The organism is uncultured Porphyromonas sp. (assembly GCF_934359325.1).
Lineage (GTDB): Bacteria > Bacteroidota > Bacteroidia > Bacteroidales > Porphyromonadaceae > Porphyromonas_A.
On sequence record NZ_CAKRLH010000020.1, the window covers coordinates 1 to 15,589 of the forward strand.

Annotated in this window: 14 protein-coding genes; all 14 read right to left on the reverse strand. The window is 53.7% G+C overall.

The features are described from left to right. Window positions 1-554, reverse strand: a 554-nt coding sequence (locus Q0F21_RS01765; protein ID WP_297236815.1) for a V-type ATP synthase subunit D, incomplete at its 3' end; no start/stop codon positions are given. Window positions 555-576: 22 nt separating this feature from the next. Further along, the gene (locus tag Q0F21_RS01770) at window positions 577-1,932 is read right to left on the reverse strand and encodes a V-type ATP synthase subunit B (RefSeq protein WP_297236817.1); all 1,356 of its coding nucleotides are present in this window, start codon (window positions 1,930-1,932) and stop codon (window positions 577-579) included. 13 nt (window positions 1,933-1,945) lie between these two features. After that, window positions 1,946-3,739, reverse strand: a complete 1,794-nt coding sequence (locus tag Q0F21_RS01775) for a V-type ATP synthase subunit A (RefSeq protein WP_297236819.1) — start codon at window positions 3,737-3,739, stop codon at window positions 1,946-1,948. A 36-nt stretch (window positions 3,740-3,775) separates the two neighbouring features. Next, window positions 3,776-4,690: a DUF2764 family protein gene (locus Q0F21_RS01780; protein WP_297236821.1), complete on the reverse strand. Its 915-nt coding sequence runs from the start codon at window positions 4,688-4,690 to the stop codon at window positions 3,776-3,778. Between the two features lie 6 nt (window positions 4,691-4,696). After that, a complete protein-coding gene (locus Q0F21_RS01785; protein WP_297236823.1) occupies window positions 4,697-5,311 on the reverse strand; it encodes a hypothetical protein in 615 nt (204 codons plus the stop codon). A 267-nt stretch (window positions 5,312-5,578) separates the two neighbouring features. After that, window positions 5,579-5,773, reverse strand: a complete 195-nt coding sequence (gene rpsU / locus Q0F21_RS01790) for a 30S ribosomal protein S21 (protein WP_288965369.1) — start codon at window positions 5,771-5,773, stop codon at window positions 5,579-5,581. A gap of 236 nt (window positions 5,774-6,009) precedes the next feature. Then, window positions 6,010-7,008 carry a glycoside hydrolase family 130 protein gene (locus Q0F21_RS01795; RefSeq protein WP_297236825.1) on the reverse strand — a complete coding sequence of 333 codons (999 nt, stop codon included), beginning with the start codon at window positions 7,006-7,008 and terminating at the stop codon, window positions 6,010-6,012. A 6-nt stretch (window positions 7,009-7,014) separates the two neighbouring features. Then, the gene (locus Q0F21_RS01800; protein ID WP_297236827.1) at window positions 7,015-8,301 is read right to left on the reverse strand and encodes an MFS transporter; all 1,287 of its coding nucleotides are present in this window, start codon (window positions 8,299-8,301) and stop codon (window positions 7,015-7,017) included. A gap of 1 nt (window position 8,302) precedes the next feature. Further along, the gene (gene rodA, locus Q0F21_RS01805) at window positions 8,303-9,781 is read right to left on the reverse strand and encodes a rod shape-determining protein RodA (protein ID WP_297236829.1); all 1,479 of its coding nucleotides are present in this window, start codon (window positions 9,779-9,781) and stop codon (window positions 8,303-8,305) included. A 4-nt stretch (window positions 9,782-9,785) separates the two neighbouring features. Then, window positions 9,786-11,627, reverse strand: coding sequence for a penicillin-binding protein 2 (gene mrdA / locus Q0F21_RS01810; RefSeq protein WP_297236831.1), 1,842 nt, complete (start codon window positions 11,625-11,627; stop codon window positions 9,786-9,788). Then, window positions 11,624-12,151 carry a rod shape-determining protein MreD gene (locus Q0F21_RS01815; RefSeq protein WP_297236833.1) on the reverse strand — a complete coding sequence of 176 codons (528 nt, stop codon included), beginning with the start codon at window positions 12,149-12,151 and terminating at the stop codon, window positions 11,624-11,626. The genes mrdA and Q0F21_RS01815 overlap by 4 nt, the downstream gene beginning before the upstream one ends. Beyond that, complete coding sequence (mreC, locus tag Q0F21_RS01820; RefSeq protein ID WP_297236835.1) at window positions 12,148-13,011, reverse strand: rod shape-determining protein MreC; 864 nt, start codon at window positions 13,009-13,011, stop codon at window positions 12,148-12,150. Before mreC ends, Q0F21_RS01815 begins: the two co-directional genes overlap by 4 nt. A 69-nt stretch (window positions 13,012-13,080) precedes the next feature. After that, window positions 13,081-14,100 carry a rod shape-determining protein gene (locus Q0F21_RS01825; RefSeq protein WP_297236837.1) on the reverse strand — a complete coding sequence of 340 codons (1,020 nt, stop codon included), beginning with the start codon at window positions 14,098-14,100 and terminating at the stop codon, window positions 13,081-13,083. A gap of 19 nt (window positions 14,101-14,119) precedes the next feature. Beyond that, on the reverse strand, window positions 14,120-15,589 hold a 1,470-nt coding region (gene purH / locus Q0F21_RS01830), incomplete at its 5' end, for a bifunctional phosphoribosylaminoimidazolecarboxamide formyltransferase/IMP cyclohydrolase (protein ID WP_297236839.1).

The window sequence follows — 15,589 nt, forward strand, 5'->3', positions numbered from 1 at the left end:
GACGCCTTGGAGAGCGATTCTTCGTCCTCGAGATAGCGCTTGATCTTCAGGATCGCCTCCTTGAGACCGGGGATCTGCACCTTCTCAAAGAGGTTGACCTTCTGCGTCGTCTTACGTCTGGCATGCTGCAGGATGTCCAGCTCCAGACGTCCGACCTCAGCTTGGATGCCTACCGTGGCGAGATCCTTGATCAGCTGGGTGCCCTCCATGTACCAGGAGGGGGTATTGAGGAGACTAAAGGGGCGCACCTCAAAGTCTACCTCCCCCAGCACCGGTACGGGAATACCGGCCACCTTGCGGGTCTCGAGATGGACGTCCTCCACTCGGACGAGAGAGGGATCAAACTCACTCCAGAGAGCGGTCATGGTGTCAAAGTTCTCAATGCTCTGCTCCACCTGAGCCTCGAGATCCTCGACCTCTTTCTTGACCCGCCGCACCTCGAGACGAAGCGCACTCTCCTTACTCTTGATCGTAGGGAGGATCCGTTCTCGGAGCTGGAGATCCTTTTTCTGCCTCTGGAGGGAGGTCTTGTTGTATTGAAACTTTACAGCCATACCTCAGTCATACTCACCGGGATTACTCTTCCTCCTCGGAGTGACCAACCATCTCTACATCCTGTGGCCAGTACTTGTCGACAAGAGACTGCTTGATCGCCACCTCGGCAGGTGTAAAGTGCCGAGCGAAAAGCCGCCACGCCGTATCGAGCATCTCTGTGGTATTGATATTGACATCGATGGCGAGGAGGTCATTGGCGTACTCCTTGGCGAAGTCGAGCGTCCGCTCGTCATAGTCAGTGAGGTCAAATCCGTTCTCCAGCTTGGTTTGTGCATTGGAGGCATCGGCGAAGAGACGGACCCCGGCATTCATCACCTGTGGGTGATCCTCACGGGTCTTCTTCCCGATCACCTGCTGCTTCAGTCGAGACAGGGAGCGGAATGGATCAACGATAACCTTGCCAATAGTGCTGTCGGTGCGGAGATAGAGCTGTCCCTCGGTAATGTATCCGGTGTTATCCGGAACTGCGTGGGTGATGTCTCCACCCGAGAGCGTCGTCACGGCGATGATAGTGATGGAGCCGCCGGAGGGGAACTGGGCAGCCTTCTCATAGACCTTCGCTAGGTCGGAGTAGAGGGAGCCGGGCATAGAGTCCTTAGAGGGGATCTGGTCCATCTTATTGGAGACAATGGCCAGCGCATCAGCGTAGTTGGTCATATCCGTTAGGAGGACAAGCACCTTCTCATTCTTCTCCACAGCGAAGTACTCCGCTGCTGTGAGAGCCATATGAGGGATCAGTACCCGCTCGATGGACGAGTCCTCGGTGGTATTGATAAAGGAGACGATACGATCGAGTGCGCCTGCCTCTGCAAAGGTATTGCGGAAGTAGAGGTAGTCGTCATTCGTCAGCCCCATACCGCCAAGGATGATCTTGTCGGACTCAGCGCGCATTGCCACGGTCGCCATCACCTCGTTGTAGGGCTGATCCGGATCGGCAAAGAAGGGAATCTTCTGTCCCGTCACGAGGGTGTTATTGAGGTCGATACCTGAGATACCAGTCGTAATGAGCTCTGAGGGCTGCTCACGACGAACCGGATTCACGGACGGTCCTCCGATCTCTACCTCCTCGCCCTCAATGATCGGACCGTCATCGATAGGCTCTCCGTAGGCATTCATGAAGCGTCCGGTGAGAGAGTTGCCCACCTTTAGGGCGGGAGCTTTCCCGAGGAAGGTCACCTCGGCATTAGTCGGGATGCCTTCCGTGCCGGAGAAGACCTGCAGCGTCACCACATCGTCCTCGAGTCGGACGACCTGAGCCACACGACCATCGATGAGAGCAAGCTCATCGTTACCCACACCGGTAGCACGCAGAGAGCAGGTCGCCTTGGTGATGTCGGAGATGTGGGTGTATATCTTTTGGAATGCTTTCTTAGTCATAATCACTCTACCCTTAGGCGTTAACCGTTTCCTGTACTGAGCGGGACTTGTCCGCGAGGCGTGTCATCACCATCTTCTTAGCCCGCTCGCGGTACTTATTGTAGTCCTCGCTACGGAACTCGGAGTAATTCATCTGCCTCAGCTCGTTGATCAGCTCCTTGAAGAAGACGGAGACCTCATTGAAGTCCTCAAATGCAAGGTCACTCTCACAGATGTCTATCACAAGAGCCAGCATCTCCTGCTGACGCTCCAGAGGACACATAGCATCGATGGCGTCAAAGGCATCCTGCTGTAGGATGACGAAGTCGATCAGCTCTGACTTCCAGAATGTGACGTGGTAGTCCACAGGCACACCGTCATCACCGAGGATGTTGATCTGCTCGGCGATCTCGAGTCCCTGACGCATACGTTGCTTGATCTGGCCAACCATCTCCAGCCAGTCGGGCGAAGCAGCCTCAGCAACATACTTCTGAAACTCCGGATACTCCAGATACTTCGAGTAAGAGTCGATAGGATTGACTGCCGGATAGCGCTTCTTGTCTGCGCGATCCTGCTGGAGGGCGTAGAAGCAGCGTGCCACCTTTTGGGTGTTCTCCGTTACCGGCTCCTTGAGGTTACCACCGGCAGGAGAAACAGTTCCGATAAAGGTGATCGACCCTGTCTTGCCATTCTTCAGATGGACATAGCCGGCACGTGCATAGAAGGCCGAAATAGTAGCCGAGAGGTCCATCGGGAAGGCATCGGGACCTGGCAGCTCCTCCATACGATTGGACATCTCACGGAGTGCCTGGGCCCAGCGTGAGGTGGAGTCTGCCATCAGCAGAACCTTTAGTCCCATCGTCCGGTAGTACTCGGCGATCGTCATGGCGGTGTAGACAGAGGCCTCACGAGCCGACACCGGCATATTAGAGGTATTGGCGATGATGATCGTGCGCTCCATCAGCTTGCGACCTGTATGAGGATCCTCGAGCTCGGGGAATTCCTTAAAGATCTCGACCACCTCATTGGCTCGCTCACCACACGCAGCCATAATCACGATATCCGCCTCGGCCTGCTCCGAAATGGCGTGCTGGAGGACCGTCTTACCGGTACCAAAGGCACCCGGAATAAATCCGGTACCCCCCTCCACCATAGGATTGGAGATGTCGATACAGCGGATTCCGGTCTCGAGGAGCTTAAAGGGTCTCGGCTTATCCACGTAGCAGGGTACGGACTGACGGACAGGCCACTTCTGCGTCATAGTAATGGAGTGATCCACCCCACTCTCATCCGTCAGGACGGCCATCTCGTCGTCTACGGTGTATTGCCCCTTGGGTGTAAGCTTCTTCACCGTATACATGCCCTTAAATGCAAAGGGGACCATTATCCTATGTGGCTGATGATTCTCCTCCACGAGACCTATCCAAGAGCCGGCCTCAACGGCGTCACCAACCTTTGCGGTCGGCTCGTAGTCCCACTTCTTATCCCGATCAAGGGGATCGGTATACTCTCCACGCTTGAGGAAGAGTCCGGTCATCTTATCCAGATCATTCTGGAGACCATCAAAGTTCTTAGAGAGCAGTCCCGGACCGAGGGTCACCTCGAGCATGTGTTGCTCAAATCGGACCTGATCACCGATCTTCAGCCCACGAGTACTCTCATAGACCTGCACATCCACGAGTATCCCCTCAATCTTGATGACCTCAGACATCAGCTCCGAGCCATCCTCGAGGATGACGAAGCAGATCTCGTTCTGTGCGACCGGACCATCTACCTCTACAGTCACCAGGTTGGAGACCAACCCTACCACCTTACCTGTAGTTTTCATCTATATATCGTTTTGTATTATTGTCTATCCCTTAGCTTAGAGACGGTTATGCCTCTTGGCCTCTGCCCGAAACTTCTCCAGATCGGACCGACTCTCGTGATTGAGCTGATCCATGATCTCCCTGAAGCGACTCTTGCCCATCTCGGCATCGAGCGAGCTCCAGCGACTCAGCATCTGCAGCTTAAGCAGATAGGCGAGCATGGTATCTATGGAGAAGGTGTCAGCAAAGGTGAGACTGTCCAAATAATCCCACTTGAGCTGATCTATGCGATGCTCCCTGACGGAGAGATCCTCCTCCTCGGAGATCTGCAGGACCTTCTGCACCACCTCCCCCTCCTCGAGGAAAGAGATATCGTGCCAGTTGCCGCTCCTCAGGAGACGCACCAGCTCACTATCCCCGACGATCAGCCTGCGAGCATCCAGATCGTGTCGCTTGATCGTAATAGCTGCCAGTACAAGGCGAATGGATCGCTCGAAGCTGACCCACGTGCGGACGAACTTATCCCCCCGCTTCATAACGTAGCGGAAGTAATAATTATCTAAGATATCCTCGTAGAAATGCTCTGCAGGGCGGTCAATCTCCTGATCGTGGCGATACTCATACATAAAGTCCACCAGGTAGGAGGGATAGGTCTTCGGATCGAAGTGAAGTTCCTCGCCTACCATCTCAGAGGTAACCATACCTCTCTCCGCGGCGGTGAGCAATCTGCGCAGCTCATCCTGTCCCACCAGGTATGGAGTCTGTGGGTCGGGGATCGGTCGGTCGTAGAGCAATGCTACCAGTGCCCTATTGTCCTCACTAAGGAGCAGAAGATCCAGGAGCTGGTTGTCTCGGCGGCTAAGCTGCCCGCGCAGAGTCTCCACATACTCCCAGGGAGTAAGCGGAGGATTCTTCCCTATCTCCGGTCTCAGTGTCGGCAGACCTGCTCCTAAGGCATAATACTCAGCCATAGAGGATCACTCCTTGTCAGGTGTCGTAAAGAGAGCCTCCCGAAGCTGAGGACGCATAAAGTCCTTGAAGTACTCCGTCAGAGCCTCCTTGCTTACCACGACCTCGTAGCCCTTATCGGCGGGGGCGATGGCAAAAGAGGCTGCCCTACCCTGGACACTCTTGATCTCAAGTCCCTTCTCAAGGATCCCGGCGGCATGGTTCATAAAGTACTTACGGAGAGCCTCACCATCCTCAGTAGATACGGTGACGCTATTGCTTCCCTCGTCGAAAAGCTTCTGACATAGTCTCAGCACTACATCGTAGAGTCTCTCAGGATCGGCAAATGCCTGGTCAATCCCCTTGCTGACAGCACGGTCATTGATCATATCACCGATCTCCGTCCTCAGCGCATCTGAGGCACGATCAGCCGAAAGCTGAAGCTCCCTCAGGGAGCGCTCGCGCATCCCGGACACTTCGCTCTCAGCTCGGGATATGATCTCCTTCGCCTTAGTCTCTGCCTCAGCAAGGATCTTATCTCTCTTCTCCTCTGCTGCCGCTACGATCTCCTCTGCACGAGAGTCAGCCTTGGCGATACCATCCTTATAGATCTTGCTCGCCAGCTCTTGTACTTTATCGTCCATACAAACTCACTCGATATGGTTGCTTAACTGATTATCATACTCCGCGTGGACAACTCCACGCATAATACCAGCAAACTTACAAATATTTCCCATTAAGAGAAGCCCAACGCTGGAAAAACAGCCAAAATACCCCGATCCGGCTGCCTGGGCACGTAAGGTAAAAAATGAGAGACAACGGCAAGTCACCGCTGTCTCTCTATGCTATACACCTCCTCAGTGCTATATAATATTCTACATGGTCTACTCACCTCGTGTGATAGGCAAGTATCACTCCATCATCTCTCTACGCATATTCTCCACGTAGCGAGCCTTCTCCATCTTACGACGGCGAACATCGGATGGCTTGCGGAAGTTACGATTCTCACGCAGACGACGCATGGTGCCTGTGCGGTCAAACTTCCTCTTGAATCTCTTCAGGGCACGCTCGATATTCTCGCCCTGGCTTACCGGTACAATGATCATATAGATATATTTCAATGTCCACGGGGATCCATACGTCCCCGTTTCGCCTGCAAAGGTAACCTATTTAATTGGGTTTACCAATACTATCATACGGACTATCGGACTCTGGTCTTGCGCTCCGGATGCGCCTCCTAACTATTACCGGTATTAATGTAGTCTAAACCCGGTAATAGTGAACACTAATACCGGGTTTAGGTGCGACTAATACCGGTAATAGGATTTATCCCCCTCCCCGTCTATAGTATGCTTGTCCTCCGAGTAAAGTCAATAATCTCGGGTATGTAGCCAAAGGCGAGCCCTGTCACAGAGTCGGCACATCCGTAGTAGACGGCTATCCGTCCACTGTCCGGATCATGAAGAGCCGCACAGGGGAAGCAGACGTTGGGGACATCGCCGACGCACTCATAGAGCTCCTGCGGAGAGAGGAGGTACGCCCCACTCCGTGCTGTTACCTTCCAGGGCTGATCCTTATCAAGGAGAGCAGAACCGAAGGCGTAGACATATCCATTGGCACTCCTAAGCACCCCATGGTAGATGAGTAGCCAGCCCTCCGAAGTCTCGATAGGGATAGGTCCTGCGCCGATCTTGAGACACTGCCAAGCGCTTACCTCAAAGTCTGCCGGTGACATCACATGTCTATGGTGTCCCCAAAACTCGAGATCCGGCGACTCGCTGTAGAATATGTCTCCGAAGGCGGTATGACCATTGTCGCTCGGGCGACTGAGCATGGCATAGCGACCGTTGATCTTACGGGGGAAGAAGACACCATTGCGATTAAATGGCAGGAATGCATTCTCTAGCTGATGGAAGGTCCGGAAGTCCTCAGTCCATGCCACACCGATGGTCGGTCCGTGGTAGCCATTGCACCAGGAGATATAGTAGCGACCATCGATCTCTGTCACCCGTGGATCGTAGCCGTAGACCCACTCCCCCACCTCGGGTATGTCGCAGTCGAAGTCAATCTTGTCAGGGCAGATGTCCCAGGAAATCCCATCCTGACTAAATCCCACGTGGAGACGCATCCTTCGATTGGTGTCGTCACAGCGGAAGACCCCGGCATACCCGTCCTTGAATGGGACGACTGCACTATTGAATATGCTGTTACTTGTCGGGGTCTCATGCCGACCAATTATGGGATTCTTGCTGTATCTCCAGAGCGGAGCATGACATCCTTGAGGACGATCCTCCCAAGGCATATTGGGGAGAGACCTCCCGGCGATTTTGATATTATCCATATTCATTTATTTAGTAAGCTTATTACCATCTCCATCGTAGGAGAAAGGTACTACTTTTGCGCATATCAGCCCGGGGATTGACACCAGGACTGCAATCAGGAAGAAAGAGCTGTACCCCACCGCATCACTGATCGTGCCACTGACCAGACCGGGGATCATATAGCTGAGATTCATCAAGCTATTGGCAATGGCATAGTGTGCCATGCGATGAGGGCCGGGTGCCACCTGCTGCATCATAAAGAGCGTCAGGCCGACAAATCCGAAACCATAGCCAAATTGCTCTACGATGATCCCCACCGCCGGCCATACTAGATTGGTCGGGTGGAAGAAGGCGAGAAGGAAAAAGATGATGAAGGGGAGATTGAAAATCACAGCCAGAGTGAAAAGCACCTTACGGAGACCATAGTGACCTATGTAGTACCCGGCTAATATGCTTCCTCCTATAAAGGCTATCGTCCCCAAGGTCCCGTAGATGAGACCAAAGTCCTTATTTGTCAGCCCCAGCCCTCCGAGCTCGGTGCCGGCCTTCAGGAAGAGTGGCGCCACCTTAATGGCCAGCCCCTCAGTAAAGCGGTAGAGGAAAATAAAAAGCAGGTAAAACCAGATGTGCTTCTTCTCAAAGAAACTAACAAAGATCTCCCATACCCCTTGAAGAGTCGCCCTGAGAGATCGCTTCTCATCGATTACTGGGGACTCACTATGGGGTAATACTGCCATATGCCACACACCGAGTAGCAGCATCAGTCCGCCCGCCACCAGTACCATACTCTGCCAGGAGCGGACAATCCCAATAGAGGTCGTGAGGTAACCTACGAGATAGACCAGTCCGCCCTTGGCCAGCACCTTGGCGATGTTGTAGAAGGCACCCTGCCACCCGACAAACTTGCTCTGAAGCGTAGGCGTGAGTGCTTCCATATAGATTCCATCCCCGGCAATGTCATGCACCGACCCTGAGAGTGCCATCACAGCCATCAGGAGGAGCAGTAGCGGAAAAGACTCTTCTAAGCCAAGCGATGCCGCAATCAGCCCGAGCATAAGAGCGGAGATAATCTCAGAGATAAAGACGTACTGCCGCTTACTCCCGAAGAGCTCCATCACCGGACTGAAGAAGGGCTTCAGGCTCCACGGCAAGATCAGGAGTGAAGCCCAGAAGGTGATCTCCTTGTCAGGGATGCCCAGATCCTTGAAGAGCAGCAGAGAGACGTCCGAGAGCATAACCATCGGGAGCCCCATGGCGAAGTAGACTGTGGAGACCCACGAGATGGGATTGAGTTTGGTGTCGGTTTTCTTCATATTATCGGAGAGTGGAGACCGGCATGCGCGAGGCATCCAGTCGCAAGAGGACAAAGAGGAGGAGAGTAAAGCTCAGCAGAGACGATCCACCGTAGCTGATATAGGGGAGAGGAATACCGATCACGGGGACGAGACCGATCACCATACCTACATTTACCAAGAGGTGGAAGAAGAGTATGGAGGCAACCGAATAGCCATAGACTCGGGCAAAGGTGTCCGGCTGGCGCTCCGCAATGTAGATGATACGACAGATCAGGGCAAGGAAGAGAAGCAGGACGACGAGGCAGCCGATGAAGCCCTCTTCCTCGCCAATGGTGCAGAAGATGAAGTCCGTCGTCTGCTCCGGTACATAGGAGAGCTTGGTCTGAGTCCCCTGGAGGTAACCTTTGCCCGTGAGGCCACCAGAGCCGATCGCAATAAGGCTTTGATGGACGTTATACCCTGCTCCGGCGGGGTCATCCTTGAGCCCCAGCGAGACAAGGATACGGGTCTGCTGATGAGGCTGTAGGATATTGTCAAAGAAGTAACCTACTCCTGCATACATCACCACACTGACCACCACAAAGGCGATCAGACCACCTATATGCCTCCCGCGATGATTGTACACCTGCAGTACCACCCAGGCAAGGAGGAACAGAAGGGACACGATGCCAAAGATAGAATAGTCTACCGGGTGCCAGATGGAGATAATGGCGGCAACAAGCATTAGACCGGGAGCGATCACCAGCCCAGGCAGCCAGGCTCGTCTCAGATCGCAGTAAGCCTGAGCAGAGAGGATCACTGCGATATAGATCATCAGCATCACGATAAGCCGTCCGGCGGACGTTACTCCCCACATCACCTCCGAAAACCTTAGCTCGAGGACGAAGAGGAGAGCGCAGAAGACAAGGAAGAGAGGTACTGCACTGCTGAGACCCTCTCTATAGAGGAGGATGATGAATGACGCATAGACCAGTGCCGAGCCGGTCTCTGACTGCATAATGATGATTAGCATCGGGGCGACGAGGATCGCACAGGCCACAGCCAGATCTCTTGTCCGCTTTAGGCTGAAGTTATACTTCGACATCCACCACGCAAGCATAAGGGCGGTGGTTAGCTTAGAGAACTCCGCCGGCTGCAGTCTCACGGACTCGGTAACCACAATCCACGATCGAGACCCCTTTATATCCGGTGCTATAAAGATCGTCAGGATCAGCAAGCCAATCATCAAGAAGTAGAGGACCGGGGCGGACTGCTTTAGAAAAAAGGTGTCGATGAGAAGTATCGCGATGGCGGCAGCTAGGGAGATTCCGATCCAGACCAATTGAGAGAGTGCCCTTCCTTCGATGCTGAAGGAACTGTCAGTAATCGTATAGGTCCCATCGGCAGCGTATATAGCGAGCCAGCCGATCGCTACCAGTATCAGATAGAGTAGGATCGTCAACCAATCTGCTCGGTGTCGCAGCCCCAGAGTGCCTCCGGATGAGTATCTTGCGGACATAGAGTTATCGGATTACAGTGGATAGCATAGTCTTCTCATAGCCTACAGACGACGGGGTGATCGAGTCACCATGGAGATAGTAGTCCAGCATGAGACGACCGATTGGGACGGCGTAGGTTGCTCCGAAGCCCCCATTCTCAACCATGACGGCAATGGAGACCTTAGGGGACTCCATAGGTCCAAATCCGAGGAAGAGAGAGTGATCCTTTCCGTGGGGATTCTCCGCTGTCCCTGTTTTTCCGCATATGGCATAGTCAGAGAGATTGGCCTTGCGACAAGTTCCTCCGGTCACTGCCATACGCATTCCCTCGGCGATCACCTGGAAGTACTCGGGTCGGATCCCTGTCTCCATACGCTCGATGTAGAGCGAGTCCTGAGGCAGACCGTCGATCTCCTTCACCAGATGGGGGGTGTAGTAATGCCCTCTATTGGCAACGATAGCTCCAAAGTTGGCAATCTGCATGGGTGTGGCAAGGATTTCACCCTGTCCTATCGAGATGGAGACTATAGAGCTGGAGGTCCAGCGACCATGGTGGATCTTGTCATAGACCTCAGAGTTTGGGATATAGCCACGGCTTTCTCCGGGGAGATCGACTCCGGTCTTGTGCCCAAAACCCATCTTGACAATATAGTCTCGCCAGTGATCAAATGCATCCTCTACGGTACTATAGCGCGACCGGTCGTCCAGGAATGCGCGCAAGCCCCAGCAAAAATAGGCGTTACAGGAGGTAGCAATTGCGTGTCTTAGATCGAGCGGTGAGCCGTGTCCGTGGCAGCGAGGACGTCCTCTCAAGAGTGGGTATCCGCGATAACAAGAGTACATTGTCCCCGGAGTGATACACCCCTCTTGCAGATAGGCTGCCGCTTGTACTGTCTTAAATGTCGATCCCGGAGGATAAGCCGCCTGCGTCGCACGATTGTACAGCGGCTTACTTGGGTCGGTGACTAGCTGCTGATAGTTTTGACCTCGCTCTTTACCTACAAGCCGTGCAGGATCGAAGGAAGGAGAGGAGACCAGGGCAAGTACTTCCCCGGAGCTTGGCTCGATCATGACGATCGCCCCACTCTTTCCCTGCATCAGCTTCTCGCCATAGGCCTGCAGCTTGATATCAATGCTGAGCTTGAGATCATGCCCGGAGGTGAGCTCTTGATCATACTTTCCCTCCTCGTACTGACCCTGCACCCGACCATGGACGTCTCTGAGGAGGATTGACGTCCCTTTATTTCCTCTTAGGAAGCGCTCATAGCTCTTCTCCAGTCCGGTTGTACCGGCGTAGTCACCCGGCGTGTAGTAGGGGTCTCGCTTGATATCACCCGGCCCCACTTCGCCGATATTCCCCAGCAGAAGTGCCCCTGCCGTGTATCGATAGGCCCGTGAGGTGTGATGCTCAATCAGGAGACCGGGAAACTTGTAGAGCTGCTCCTCCAGCAGACCCGCCTCGACTGATGTGATCTGAGAGAAGAGGGTCTGTGGCACAAAGGGCGAGTAACCTCTATTGGACTCCCGATCCTTGACTTGCTCCAGACGATCACGCAAGTCCTGGAGATCGATGTCCAGTATGCGGCAAAAGGCAAGGCTGTCGAAGTCCTCCATCTGACGCATGATGATCTTCGCATCAGCCGTTGCGGTATTATAGACGACAAGACTATCGTTGCGATCTCGCATCAGTCCACGTGATGGGTACAGGGTCCGGTGGTAGAAGGCAATATTCTCCGCTGCCAGCTTGTACTCCGGAGAGAGCACTTGGACATAGAAGAGTCTCGCCACGTAGACAATCACCACCAGCGTCACCACCCCTACGATGATAAAGCTGCGCTCACTATAGCGACTCCGCAATCTACTCATCCCCTCCTGCGCGGCATAAAGAGTGCATCAAAGATCATAAAGAGGAAGACCGTCATCACAACAGATCCGCCTATATAGGGTAATGTGTGAACTAAAAGTCCTGTAGAAAAGAACTCAAGGAGGAATATCGTACTGATCTGTACCAGCGTGAGCGTGAGGATGTAGAGCAGATAAGCTCCGGCACCCATTAAGCGAGGAGTGATGAGCGGATTCTCTTCGTCCGCATTGTCGAGACTATCCTTGTCCACTAGTCCGCTCAGCAGCCTCGGTCGCAGGTAAAGAGTAAGAGTGGAGGCGGCCATATTAAGTCCAGGAGTATTCATCATCAGGTCGATGAAGAGCCCGATACAGGCTGCTACGAGGGTCAGGACCAACGGTTCTGATCTGTAGGGCATCTTGAGCAGCGGATAGAGATATAGGATCGGGAGGAAGTACTGAAAGAGTAGCAGATGATTGAAGAGTACCACCTGCAGGAGCAGAAGCACGAGGGTCAGGATCCCAAGTCTCGGGGTATACTTACTCATACGGATCGACTATCAGTGACAGGATCTTCGACGACAGCTCGCTCCTGACGATTATCATACTGTAGCACGTACACGTACTTGAGCGAAGCAAAGTGCGTGGACAGCTTTACCCGGTAGGCAAAGAAACTATCATCGGGGGACTTACCGGGACCGACTATTGTCCCGATGGAGAGACCGGAGGGGAAAGAGGCAGAGTATCCACTTGTATATACAGACCGTCCCGGCTCCAGAGACTGATGCTTGGGGATATTGGTCAGGAGCGAGTGATCGATATCCTGACCGTCCCACTTCAGGACGCTGACGAAGTCAGAGCCCTCCACCTTGCAGCTAACCCCAAAGGTACTATTGATCACCGGCACGACTCTCGAGTAATGGTCGCTCACCGCCTGTACGATGCCCACCACCCCATCTGTACTAACGACTCCCATGTCCACTGCCACGCCATCAAGCTTACCAATGTCTAAGGTCAGGTAGTTACTCTTGTCGAAGAGAACCATCCCCACGACTTTACCCACTATGTAGTGGTAGGGGAATGGTCTCTCCAGGGTGTCACGTCCCAGACGCTGCCATGAGAGAGAGTCGACCGAGAGTCGCTCCAGCTGATTGTGCAGCCGTAGCACCTCCCGCTCCAGCTGAGCATTCCTATGGAGCAGCTCCACATTAGCCTCCTCCAGGCCTGTGTACGCACGTATGGTCTGTGCCGTCTCCATTACCCTGCCGGTAAGGTCGTTGGCAGAGCTCAGCATGACACTGGATCGGTACCTACTACCACTGAAGAGAAGCGCAAGAGCGATCACCTCCAGGAGTAGGAAGATCAGAAGATGTCTCTTGGACCGGAGAAATTCGATGAGGCGATCCATTAAGACGATGCTCGATATGAGAGACCATCCACCCTGACAGACCAGCAGTCAGGGGGAGCCTCATATGGATTACTTAAAGAGCAGGGTATACTTATCCGAGTTCTGGAGGGCAATGTATGTGCCGTTGGCAACGGAGTATAAGGGATCCTCAGCAATCTTAAAGGGGATCTGGAACTTGGACTGAAGTCTCTTATCCAACCCCTTCAGCTGAGCACCACCACCAGCCAGATAGATCCCGTTATTGAAGATATCGGCATAGAGCTCTGGAGCCGTATCGTCCAGAGCGTTACCGATAGCGGTCTCGATCTTGGTGATCGACTTATCGAGGCAGGTCGAGATCTCATGGTAATTGACATCCACCGTCTTCGGTAGGATGCTGGCGAGATCCTGGCCTACTACCGTATAGGGTTCGGGCTCATCGTCGAGCTGATCGAGAGCAGAGCCGACATTCTTCTTGATCTCCTCGGCGGTACGCTCTCCGATACGGATGCTGTGCTGGACCTTCATATAGTCGACGATGTCATTGGTAAATTCGTCACCAGCCACCTTAATCGACTTATTATTCACGATGCCACCCAGCGAGATCACTGCGATCTCCGTCGTGCCACCGCCGATATCTACGATCACGTTACCGGTAGGCTCCATCACATCGATACCTATACCGATAGCTGCAGCCATTGGCTCGTGGATAAGGTACACCTCATTAGCCCCGGCCTTCTCTGCCGCATCGCGCACAGCTCGTATCTCTACATCGGTGCTGCCCGAGGGGACACAGACGACCACCTTCAGCGAAGTAGGGAAAAAGTGTTTCTTCGTCGTAGCCATACGGATCATCCCACGGATCATATACTCGCAGGCATCCAGATCAGCGACCACGCCGTCCTTAAGCGGTCGTACAGTGGAGAGATCGTTATTCTCCTTCTCGAAGCGACGATACGCCTCGGCGCCGACCCACTCGACCTTATCAGTCTTCTTATTGAGAGTCACATAGCTCGGCTGGTCGATGATGATCTTACCATCCTCTATGATGACCGTGTTAGCAGTACCTAAGTCTACGGCTAATTTCCTTGTCAGTGAGAAAAAGCCCATCCTATATCTTAGTAAAAAATTAGTGTCTAAAGTGGCGATGACCGGTAGTCACCATGGACATACCATGCTCATCGCAATAGCTTATGCTCTCCTGATCACGTATCGACCCGCCCGGCTGGATGACGGACACCACGCCCGCCTCATGTGCTATCTCTACGCAGTCAGGGAAGGGGAAGAAGGCGTCAGAGGCCATGACAGCTCCCTCGAGAGAGAAGCCCATCGCTGCTGCCTTGCTGATCGCCTGCCTCAGCGCCTCCACTCGGGAAGTCTGACCGTAGCCGGCACCCAGGATCTGACGATTCTTGGCTAGGACTATAGCGTTGCTCTTGCAGTACTTTACCGCCTGCATCGCAAAGAGCAAGTCACTCGTCTCAGTCTCAGAGGGAGTCAAGCGAGTCACCACGGTGAGATCGGCTGCCCGATCGACAAGAGTGTCACGCTCCTGTACTAGGATGCCCCCGAGAGCAGATCGAAACTGTAGAGGATACTTATCCTTCCCGATCTTGTCTCTCAGGATGATCCTATTCTTCTTCTGCGTTAACAGCTCAAGCGCTTCCTTGCTATAGTCGGGAGCGATGAGCACTTCGATGAAGAGCTTGTGGAGCTCCTCAGCAGTCGCCAGGTCCACCGGTCTATTGAGCACCACGATGCCGCCAAAAGCCGACTCTGTGTCACAGGAGAGAGCAGCCAAGTAGGCCTCTCGTATCGTCTCACGGACCGCAAGACCGCAGGGAGTATTATGCTTGACGATGCCACAAGCAGGCTCGTCCATCTCCTCGATCATATGAACGGCAGCATCCACGTCCAGGAGGTTATTGTAGCTGATCTGCTTGCCATGGAGGTAATCGAAGCGCTCCTCGAAGCCTCTACCATAGTAAGCCGCACGCTGATGGGGATTCTCTCCATACCTCATCGACTGGCTCCCCTCCATCGAGAGGGCAAAACAATCCTGCGGGAGGAGATCATCCGACTCCTCTGCCGGACCATCCAGAGAGAGGAAGTAATCATGGATCGCCGTATCGTAGGACGAGGAGACCTCGAAGGCAGCTCGTGCGAAGTGTCTCCTCTGCTCCAGCGTCGTCTCACCATCCTGCTCTGCGAGCAGGGCAGTAAGCTCATCGTAATACTTAGCCGATGGGATGATCACCACGTCGGAGTAATTCTTTGCCGCTGCACGGATCAGTGAGATGCCGCCGATATCGATCTTCTCAATGATGTCCTCATGCGAAGCGCCGGATGCTACAGTGTCCTCAAAGGGGTAGAGATCCACGATCACCAAGTCTATCGGATCGATGTCGAAGCGGCGGCAGTCCTTGTAATCCTGCTCATTACCACGACGAGTCAGGATACCACCAAAGACCACCGGATGGAGCGTCTTTACCCTCCCCCCCAGGATGGATGGAAGACCGGTTCGATCCTCCACCTTGGTACACGGGAGATCCAGGCTGGTGACATAGTCATAGGTGCCACCGGTGGAGAGGATCTCCAC